The organism is Bradyrhizobium sp. SZCCHNR1053, assembly GCF_032381235.1.
Classification (GTDB): domain Bacteria; phylum Pseudomonadota; class Alphaproteobacteria; order Rhizobiales; family Xanthobacteraceae; genus Bradyrhizobium.
This window is the reverse complement of record NZ_JAUHJM010000006.1, coordinates 286,008-295,545: the sequence shown is the minus strand read 5'-3', so window position 1 is coordinate 295,545 and position 9,538 is coordinate 286,008. Positions and strand designations below refer to the sequence as shown.

At 64.1% G+C, this 9,538-nt stretch carries 8 protein-coding genes; all 8 read left to right on the top strand.

What is annotated here, in order from left to right; translation table 11 throughout:
* Positions 1-7 precede the first annotated feature (7 nt).
* A complete protein-coding gene (locus QX051_RS17540; protein WP_315739519.1) occupies positions 8-991 on the top strand; it encodes an alpha/beta hydrolase in 984 nt (327 codons plus the stop codon).
* Positions 988-2,721: a cyclic peptide export ABC transporter gene (locus QX051_RS17535; RefSeq protein WP_315776983.1), complete on the top strand. Its 1,734-nt coding sequence runs from the start codon at positions 988-990 to the stop codon at positions 2,719-2,721. The genes QX051_RS17540 and QX051_RS17535 overlap by 4 nt, the downstream gene beginning before the upstream one ends.
* Before the next feature lie 133 nt (positions 2,722-2,854).
* Positions 2,855-3,916, top strand: coding sequence for a GNAT family N-acetyltransferase (locus QX051_RS17530; RefSeq protein WP_315776982.1), 1,062 nt, complete (start codon positions 2,855-2,857; stop codon positions 3,914-3,916).
* A gap of 19 nt (positions 3,917-3,935) precedes the next feature.
* On the top strand, positions 3,936-5,267 hold the full coding sequence (locus QX051_RS17525; RefSeq protein WP_315776981.1) for a lysine N(6)-hydroxylase/L-ornithine N(5)-oxygenase family protein: 1,332 nt from the start codon (positions 3,936-3,938) through the stop codon (positions 5,265-5,267).
* Positions 5,268-5,465: 198 nt separating this feature from the next.
* Positions 5,466-5,819, top strand: a complete 354-nt coding sequence (locus tag QX051_RS17520) for a hypothetical protein (protein ID WP_315758258.1) — start codon at positions 5,466-5,468, stop codon at positions 5,817-5,819.
* A 314-nt stretch (positions 5,820-6,133) separates the two neighbouring features.
* On the top strand, positions 6,134-7,384 hold the full coding sequence (locus tag QX051_RS17515) for an ABC transporter substrate-binding protein (protein ID WP_315776980.1): 1,251 nt from the start codon (positions 6,134-6,136) through the stop codon (positions 7,382-7,384).
* Positions 7,385-7,502: 118 nt separating this feature from the next.
* Positions 7,503-8,327 carry an AraC family transcriptional regulator gene (locus tag QX051_RS17510; RefSeq protein WP_315776979.1) on the top strand — a complete coding sequence of 275 codons (825 nt, stop codon included), beginning with the start codon at positions 7,503-7,505 and terminating at the stop codon, positions 8,325-8,327.
* Positions 8,328-8,526: 199 nt separating this feature from the next.
* Positions 8,527-9,537 (top strand): branched-chain amino acid ABC transporter permease, encoded by a 1,011-nt coding sequence (locus QX051_RS17505; protein WP_315776978.1) that lies wholly within the window; start codon positions 8,527-8,529, stop codon positions 9,535-9,537.
* Position 9,538: the final 1 nt, after the last annotated feature.

The window sequence follows — 9,538 nt, the reverse complement described above, 5'->3', positions numbered from 1 at the left end:
GGTGATCATGAGCCTTCATCCTGATATCGCCGCGCTGCTCGAGATGATTCAGCTCGGAACGGAATCCGGCGCGCGCATTCCGTTTCGGCAACTCACGCCGGCGCAGGCGCGTGCCGATTTCGACGCCTCCTCGCCGTTGCTGGATATCGATCCGCCGCCGCTCGCATGCGAGAGACAGCTTGTGCTGCCCATGCGCGACGGGACGGAGATCGCCGCGCGGCTCTATGCGCCGCGGCCGTTGGACGTCGCCGATCCGATGCCCGTGCTGCTCTACATGCATGGCGGCGGCTTCGTCGTCGGCAGCCTCGACTCGCACCAGCCGCTGTGCCGGGGTCTTGCCGATGACAGCGGCGCGGCGGTGCTGTCGATCGGCTACCGGCTGGCGCCGGAGCATCGGTTTCCGACCGCGTTCGAGGACTGCGTGGATGCGCTCGCCTGGATCGGGCGCGAGGGGCCTGCGCTTGGTCTGGACCCGCGGCGTGTCGCGGTCGGTGGCGACAGTGCGGGCGGCACGCTCGCTGCAGCCCTGGCGATCGCCGCGCGCGATGACCGGGCCTTGCCGCAGCCTGCTCTTCAGGTCCTCGCTTATCCCGGCCTCAGCCCGCAGCAGATCTCGGATTCCTACGAAAGATACGGCTCGGGCTATCTGCTCGAGCGCGAGACCGTGGACTGGTTCTTCGACCACTATCTCCCCCAGGACGCCGATCGCCACGACTGGCGATTTGCGCCGCTGGCGGCATCCGATCTCACGCGCGTCGCGCCTGCGCTGATCGTGCTCGCCGAGTTCGATCCGCTGGCCGACGAGGGGCGGGCCTATGCTGAAGGCTTGCGCGCGGCCGGGGTCGCCGTGGATCTGAAGGTCTATCCCGGCATGATCCACGAGTTCCTGCGCATGGGCAACGTCGTGCCGGACGCTCTGCGGGCCCGCGCCGACATCGGCGATAAGCTCGCTACCGTCTTCGGCATGGGAATGGGAGCTGGCGACCGATGATGACGTCATCCAATCCAGGACTTGCCAACGTCGGAAGCCTGCTGCGGCCTTATTGGTTGCTGCTCGTCGCAGCCATCCTGCTCGGTCTCCTCGGCGGCGCCAGCGTTGCGGGTCTGCTCGCCGTGGTGAACCGCGGCCTTTACGCAGGGCCAGGCGACATTGGTGGGCTGGTCGCCTCGTTCGCGGGTCTCTGTGTCCTGATCGTGGTCGGCTCCGTCGGCTCGGACATCAGCGCCAACGTCGTCGGACAGCGGATCGTCGCCTCGCTGCGCAAGTCGCTGGCCGCCAAGATCCTGATGGCGCCGATCGACCAGCTCGAATCCTATCGGTCGCACCGCCTCATCCCGGTCCTGACCAGGGATGTCGACGCCATCAGCGATTTCGCGTTCTTCTTTCCGGCCTTCCTGGTGTCCGGCGTCATCGTCGCCGGCTGCCTGATCTACCTGGCGGTGCTCTCGTGGCCGCTGTTCCTGGTCACGGCAGCCTTGATCGCGCTCGGATCGTTCGTCCACTATCTCGCTCGCAAGCGCGGAATGACGGGCTTCAATCTCGCGCGCCAATACGAAGACGACCTGCAGAAGCATTACCGCGCGATCTCCGACGGCGCCAAGGAGTTGCGGCTGCACCGCCCGCGCCGGCGCCACGTCCATGTCGATCTGATCGGGCAGACCGTCGACCGGATCGGCGACGTCCAGATCAAGGCCATCAATCTGCTCGTGACGGCGCGTGCGCTCGGGACGGTTCTCCTGTTTCTGGTGATCGGGACCACGCTCGTGCTGCGTCCGCTGCTGTGGCCCGACAGCCCGGCCTCGGTGTCCAGCGGCTTCGTTCTGGTGCTGCTGTTCATGCGCGGACCGATCGACCAGTTGATCGGTATGCTGCCGTCGCTCGGCCGCGCCCAGGTCGCGATGCGTCGGATCGCCGAATTGTCGGACCGTTTCACCACCGAAGAGGCGGAACTGCTTGATGATCCGGCCGGTCGGACTGCCGACCAGATTGAATCGATCGAGTTGCGCGGAGTCTCCTACGCATTCCCGGCGTCCTCATCCGAACGGCCCTTTGCCATCGGACCGATCGACCTTCGCATACGCCGCGGCGAGATCGTCTTCATCGTCGGTGAGAACGGCAGCGGTAAGACGACGCTGATCAAGCTGCTGCTCGGACTCTATGTGCCCGACCGGGGCGTGCTGCTGCGCGACGGCAGTCCTGTCGTCAGCGAGACCCGCGACGACTACCGGCAGCTCTTCACCACCGTGTTCTCGGACTATTTCCTGTTCGACACCCTTGCACAGCAGAGCAATCAGCGATCTGAGATCGCACAGCGCTATCTCGACCGCCTCGAGCTTGCGCACAAAGTCTCCATCGAAGGCGGCGCATTCTCCACCACCGACCTGTCGACAGGCCAGCGCAAGCGGCTCGCCTTGATCAATGCCTGGATCGAGGGACGGCCCGTGCTGGTGTTCGACGAATGGGCGGCCGATCAGGATCCGGCGTTCCGTCAAATCTTCTACACCGAGCTGCTCGCCGACCTCAAACGCCTCGGCAAGACGATCATCGTGATCTCACACGACGATCGCTACTTCCACTGCGCCGATCGGATCGTGCGCCTGCGCAACGGGAATATTGACGTGGGCGACCCCTCCGAGCGCCGCGAGCCGGCACGAAGGCAACGCTCGCTCACGCCGGCTCTGCAGGAGTCCATTGAGTCATTTGAGGCAACGAAGCCGTGATGCGCAGCTTTGTAGTTAATCTAAACGCGGTGCCTCGGACCTTCTTGTTTTCGTCGTGCCGGCCGATCTACATCCTGAACGGGAGTGGACAGGGATGACGCCCGTGCAGATCAATGAAGGGGGAGGGTTTCGCATGAGCGCGACCGCGAGCGCTGCAGGCAGCGCCAGGACATTTCCCGTCGCAATTGACGCGACAATGTCGGTCGTGCGCGACGATGACGGGATAAAGGTGATCGCGGATGGCGCGGCGCTGTTGTCGTTCCGGTCAGACGGCGAGCTGATGCGGCTGACTGTGGGCGACGAACCCCGTGATTTTCGCCGGGTGTCGCGCGGAGTCGCGGCAATGGCCGAAGCGGTCTTCGGCTGGACGCCGTCGCTGGAGAGGCTCGTCCTTGCGCTCGACGACAACCCGGCAGCAGCATCGGCCTTGGCGAGAGACGGCCTTGCGGTGGTCACCGACGGCAGGTTGACGCTGCGTCCGGACATGGTGATGCAGCGACGCGAGAACTGGCTGACGGACGCCGCATGTCCGCCGTTTCCACTATCCTACACGATGACCGATGGCAGGCGCCATCCACGGCGACCGCCCAAGCCGGTCGGCACCGTCTACGCCCGTTTCATTCCCTGGCTGTCCGACGTCATTAGTTTTCGCGTCGTCGACATCGCTCACGATCTCCCGCTGGTGCACCGCTGGCTCAACGACCCGCGGGTGGACTCGTTCTGGAACGAGGCGGGGGACATCGACAAGCACCGGCAGTATCTGTCGCGGATCATGTCGGACCCGCACATGGTGCCGCTGATCGGCTCCTTCGGTGATCAGCCTTTCGGCTATTTCGAGCTCTATTGGGCAAAGGAAAATCGCATCGCGCCGTTCTATGAGGCGGCGGACTATGATCGCGGCTGGCACGTGATCGTCGGCGAGGACGGCTTCCGGGGCCGCCGCTTCATCACGGCCTGGCTTCCCTCGCTCATGCACTACATGTTCCTCGACGATTGCCGCACCGAGCGCATCGTCGGCGAGCCGGCGGCGGCGCATTCCCAGCAGCTGCGTAACCTGGATCTGGCGGGCTTTGCGCGGATCAAGAACTTCGACTTCCCACACAAGCGGGCAACCCTGGTCATGTTGCTGCGCGAGCGCTTCTTCGGCGACCGGCTGTGGCAGCCGGCGCCCAAGGAAGCACCCATAGAAGCCTAGCGCGGACGGAGCATCACTCATGTCGTATCATCCTGCCCCTGAATATGATGTCGTCGGCGTTGGCTTCGGGCCATCGAACCTCGCACTGGCGATTGCACTCGACGATTGCGCCAGGCAGAAAAGCTTGAAATGCCGGTCCCTGTTCGTGGAAAGGCAGCAGGACTTCAAGTGGCACGGCGGGATGCTGCTGCCCGGCAGCAGCATGCAGATCTCCTTCCTCAAGGACCTGGTATCGCTTCGCGATCCGACCAGTCCGTTCACCTTCGTCAACTACCTTCACAAATCCGGCCGGCTGCTCGACTTCACCAACTGCAAGACGTTCTATCCGAGCCGGATCGAGTTCAACGACTACCTCCGATGGGTCGCCGGCCAGTTCAGCACCGTGGTCGCATATGGAGAGACAGTCGAGGCTGTCGAGCCCGTGCACGCCGGTCAGTCCGTCACCGCGCTTCGCGTGCTCACGCGCCTGCTTGACGGGAAAGAACGGTCACGCGTCACTCGGCACCTCGTGGCCGCCGTCGGCGGCGTGCCGCACATCCCGTCCGTATTTCGAGCGGTCGCGATGGATCCGCGGGTCGTGCACACCAGCGGCTATCTCGGCTCGACGCTTGCGGCAGGATCGGACGGCCGCTCGCCGCGGGTGGCGGTCATCGGCGGCGGGCAAAGTGCGGCTGAGGTCACCCTCGATCTCAGCGAGCGGATTCCGGGCGCCCAGATCGATCTGGTCTTCCGCGGGCATGCGCTCAAGCCGGCCGACAGCAGCCCGTTCGTAAACGAGATCTTCAACCCGGACTACACCGATTATTTCCATTCGCGGTCCGACGGGCAGCGCGAGACAATCGTCCGCAGCTTCCGCAATACTAATTATGCGGTGGTCGACCCCGACCTGCTCGATCAGCTCTACCGGATGACGTATCAGCAGCGCGTTGCCGGAGCTCGGAAGCTGGCGCTTCATCCGCGCAGCGAGATAGTCGCAGCTCATGCCTCCCCGGACGGGGTGGTGCTCGAGTTCAATAACAAGGACGAGGAGGTCCGCCGCCGAGCGGCATACGATGCCGTCGTGCTCGCCACCGGCTACGAGCGATCTCCGATCCCGGGGTGTCTCGATCCGATCAGCCGCTACATCGAGTCGGCGTCGCTTGATCGCGACTATCGTCTGCAGACAAGTCCCGCGTTTCGTCCACACGTCTATGTGCAGGGCTGCGCCGAAACCTCGCACGGCCTCAGCGATACGCTGCTCTCGGTGCTGCCGATGCGGGCTCAGGAGATCACGAAGTCGCTCGTGTCGACAACGGCGAGAGAACAGGACGCAGCGTCCTCGCATGACCGGGCCGAGCGCGTGTACTCGTGATGGAAAGCCGAATGCGGAGCCGCGACGAGCGCGCCGCGCGCGACGTCGTGGATTGAGGCCGAAAGGGCATCTTTGCGACGACCTGGCCGTCCCTGGCGTGTCACGGTCGAATTGTCATCGGGGGGCGCCGTGCCTGCAACTGCTGGATGACCGACATCTCGTGTCGGCCGGCGGGCACGGTGGAGTGCAGGATTGGAAATGGGTGAGCCGCATCTGCCTGAGCGGGTCGTAACCTTGCTAGTGTCGAGTGAATACGCGCGGCTCGTCGGCCGGACCATGTCGGAACGGCTCGATTACATCGTCGACATCGCCTCGCTGCATACGCGCGACGAGTTGGTGCGGCGACTGGGACTCGGCCGCGTGGTCGTGCGCCAGGTCGAGAAATGGCTCGCGTTCCACGGACGCCGTCTACGGCATCCGAACGAAAGCATCGATATTGCCATGTGCGGATTGGAATTTCGGAAGCGGCGCATCCGGCGGTCTCGGGTGGCCGTACGATCGCGTCGGTTGAACTCCAAGACGATCCCAAGGGAGCCGGGCCGAGGCAGTTGAGTTGCCCGTGCTCTGCCAGCGCGGCCAGGCCGCTGCCACGCCGCCGAAGCCCTGACGGGACCGCGATGCACGCGGAGTGCATCACAGGCTTATCGCGTCGCATCATGGAAAATGAGACTCGTCGTCAAGGCCGAGGCCGGGCGGGTTGCGCCCGGCCTCGGCTCATCCGCTAGCCTCCGCGGTCGATGGGGGCTCACCGTCGCTCGTCAGAGATCACGCGAGGCGTCGGGAAGGTCCGCTGCCAACATGGCCAACAAAACAGTGGCCGGCACACGCTCGTGTGCCCCAGCAATGGGCGACAAGGGAGGAGTTCGATGCACATGCGAAGTGTAGGTATCGCCGTGTTCACGGCGCTTTTGCTGTCCGGCACGGCATTCGCGCAGGAAAAGATCAAGGTCGGCGTCACGGCGACGCTGGAGGGCACCTATACCGTGCTCGGCGAGGACGGGATGCGCGGCCATGTCACCGCGCTGAACGTGCTCGGCAAGAAGGTCGGCGACAAGGAGCTGGAGTTCGTCGTCGCGTCGACTGATGCCACGCCGGACTCGGCCGTCCGTGCCGTGCGCAAGCTGATCGAGCAGGATAGGGTGCAGATACTGCTGTCGCCGCTGTCGGGCGACGAGGGCATCGCGGTCAAGAACTTCGCCAAGACGCACCCGGAACTGACATTCGTCAACGCGGCGTCCGGTGCGCAGGAGACGACCTATGTCGATCCCGCGCCGAACTTCTTCCGTTTCAACATGGATGGCGCCCAATGGCAGGTCGGCCTCGGCAAATATGCCTATGAGACCAAGGGCTATCGCAAGATCGCGACCGTCGGCGAGGACTATTCCTTCATCTATACCCAGGTGTTCGGCCTGGCGCTGGAGTTCTGCGGCCTGGGCGGCAAGATCTCCAGCCGGCAATGGGTGCCGCTCGGCACCAAGGATTTCGCGTCGGTGATCGCGGCGCTGCCCGATGATGTCGATGCGATCTATCTCGGTCTCGGCGGCGCCGATGCCGTCAACTTCCTCAACCAGTATCAACAGGCCGGCGGCAAGGCGCACCTGATGGGCGGCTCGATCATGATCGACCAGACCATCCTGTCGTCGAAGGGCAATGCCAAGAACGCTCTGATCGGTACGATTGCGGCATCGGGGCAGGCCGATACCTGGGAGGATCCGCGCTGGCAGAAGTTCGTGAAGGCCTATCAGGACTCGTTCCCGCCTGAGAAGCGCTTCCCGAGCCCGTCGCTGCTTGCCACCAACTACTATGGCTCGACCATGGCGTTGATCCTGGCGCTGCGCGAGGTCAATGGCGATCTGTCGAACAATCAGGCCAAGCTAAAGGCGGCGCTGGCGAAGATCGAGATCGATGCTCCCAACGGCAAGATCAAGCTCGACGCCAACCGCCAGGCGATCGGCACCAACTTCGTCACCGAGGTCGTCGACGATGGCAAGGGCGCGCTGTTCAGCAAGGTCGTGAAGGTGATTCCCGACGTCAACCAGACGCTGGGATACGACGCCGCCACCTTCGCCAAGATCGGCCTGCCGAGCCGCACCGTGCCCGAATGTAAGAAGTACTGACCTTCTGCAGAGAGCGACGCGGCTCGAGCGGGCTCGGGCCGCGTCGTCGCGTCTCTTGCTTTCTGCAAAACAATGATCGACGCTGACGAACAATAAGAACCATTTCGGTGAGGAAGTGATGAGTAGGGCGCTCGCCGTCTTTCATGCTCGCTTCGGCCGCGCGACGGTTTATCAGCTCAATCGGCCATTCAATGTGCATGCCCACCGCGAGGGACATCTGATCTTTCATGTTGGCGGGACGCCGGCCGATATCGACGTCTGCGACCAGCATTATCAGATCGGCGAGGACTGGATCGTCGCGGTCAATCCGTGGGAGCCGCACAACTTCCTGCCGAACGATGTCGGCAACGGCGCCATCTTCTTCGTGCTCTACGTCAATGCGGAGTGGTTCACGCCGTCGGCCGCGCGCGAGCAGGGCCTGCGGTTTGGTCGTACCTGCTTTCGGCGAACCGCCGCCCTCGACCGCTGCATTCGCCGCGCCGCAGCGCTGGTATGTGGCGCGCCATCGCTGGGTTGCCTCGACGGCGAGCTGCGGCAGCTGATCGACAGTTGCTACGAGGAGAGCTGGCGCGTTTCGGAGCAGGTACCCGAGCGGCCGTGCGCGGAAGTGACGGATTTTCGAGTTCGCAAGTGCATCAAGCTGATGTCGGACAGTCCGTGCGCCGAGATCGAGCTCGATCACATCGCCCGCGAATCCGGACTGTCGCGGCCGCATTTCTATCGGCTGTTCCGTAGCCAGACCGGAGTAACGCCCAACCTCTATTTGAATACGCTGCTGATGGAGCGGGCGCTCGATGCGGTGGTGGCGACGGAGTCGCCGATCGCCGACATCGGCTTCGATCTCGGATTCACCTCCCAGAGCGGCTTCACGCGCTTCTTCGCCGGAAATGTCGGCATGGCGCCGACCGATTATCGCCGCGCTGCAAAAGTGCTGCGCGCCTGACGTGCTGCTGCGCGTCGCGCGAAAAGAGACTGTCGATCAAGTGCGCATGCTTGTCTGCCGCTACACTCTTCGGAACGTGATCCGGAAAAGGATCCGACGAGGGAGGACGAGCGATGGCCGGCACACCCGGCGATCTTCGGCTGAATGCGCCTTTCCGCTGTGATGACGGATCGGTCCCTCTGACCATGAGGGAGGGACGATGAGCCGCTTCATCGAGCGTCACCCGATCTGGTCCCTCATCATTCTTCTCGCCTTGGCGCTGCTGACGTGGCTGATTGTCGCCGTCTGGCCGCCGGGGCTTGAGGAGGCGATCGGTCGGAAGAAGGTGTTCCTGAGTGCGGTGTTCAACGGCATCACGCTGGGCGGACTGTATTTCCTGGTCGCGAGCGGGTTCACGTTGATCTTCGGCCTGATGCGAAACGTCAATCTTGCGCACGGCTCGCTCTATCTGCTCGGCGGCTATGTGGGCTACGGCGTGTCCGCCGCGACCGGGTCATGGATCCTCGCCTTCGTCGCCGCCTTCATCGTCGTCGCGGCCATCGGCGTTCTCCTGCAGCTGCTCGTCTTTCGCCGCATGGAGGGCCAGGACCTGCGCCAGACCATGGTGACGATCGGCCTCTCGATCGTATTCGCCGATCTGATGCTGTGGGCGTTCGGCGGCGACTTCTATCAGATCCAGACGCCGGCCTGGCTGATCGGACCGGTGCAGCTCCCGCTGATGACGGCGATGAAATCGTCGGGCGAGCCGGTGTTCCTGCAGTATCCCCTGGTGCGGCTGGTGATCTTCTGCGGCTCGGTCGTGATCGGCGTCGCGATGTGGCTCGCGCTCAACCGCACCCGTGTTGGCATGATCGTGCGTGCCGGCGTCGATGATCGCGAGATCCTGGCGGCGACCGGCGTCCAGATTCAGCTCGTCTTCGTGCTGGTGTTCGCGCTGGGCGCGGGGCTGGCCGGCATTGCCGGCGTGGTTGGCGGAACCTTCCAGTCGATCTCGCCCGGCGAGGATACGCGCTTTCTGCTGGCCTCGCTGGTCGTCGTCATCGTCGGCGGCATGGGATCCATCCCTGGCGCGGCGCTCGGCGCTGTCATCATCGGCCTCGCCGAGCAGCTCGGCTCGGTCTACATCCCGACCTATGCGATCGTCGTGACCTTCCTGATCATGGTGCTGGTGCTGGCGGTGCGGCCCCAGGGCCTGCTGGCGAGGCGCTGAG

Excerpts from the sequence above, each read along its gene's own strand:
- QX051_RS17540 (WP_315739519.1), top strand. The coding sequence starts at position 8 with ATGAGCCTTCATCCTGATATCGCCGCGCTGCTCGAGATGATTCAGCTC.
- QX051_RS17505 (WP_315776978.1), top strand. The coding sequence starts at position 8,527 with ATGAGCCGCTTCATCGAGCGTCACCCGATCTGGTCCCTCATCATTCTT.
- QX051_RS17520 (WP_315758258.1), top strand. The coding sequence starts at position 5,466 with ATGGGTGAGCCGCATCTGCCTGAGCGGGTCGTAACCTTGCTAGTGTCG.
- QX051_RS17525 (WP_315776981.1), top strand. The coding sequence starts at position 3,936 with ATGTCGTATCATCCTGCCCCTGAATATGATGTCGTCGGCGTTGGCTTC.
- QX051_RS17530 (WP_315776982.1), top strand. The coding sequence starts at position 2,855 with ATGAGCGCGACCGCGAGCGCTGCAGGCAGCGCCAGGACATTTCCCGTC.
- QX051_RS17515 (WP_315776980.1), top strand. The coding sequence starts at position 6,134 with ATGCACATGCGAAGTGTAGGTATCGCCGTGTTCACGGCGCTTTTGCTG.
- QX051_RS17510 (WP_315776979.1), top strand. The coding sequence starts at position 7,503 with ATGAGTAGGGCGCTCGCCGTCTTTCATGCTCGCTTCGGCCGCGCGACG.
- QX051_RS17535 (WP_315776983.1), top strand. The coding sequence starts at position 988 with ATGATGACGTCATCCAATCCAGGACTTGCCAACGTCGGAAGCCTGCTG.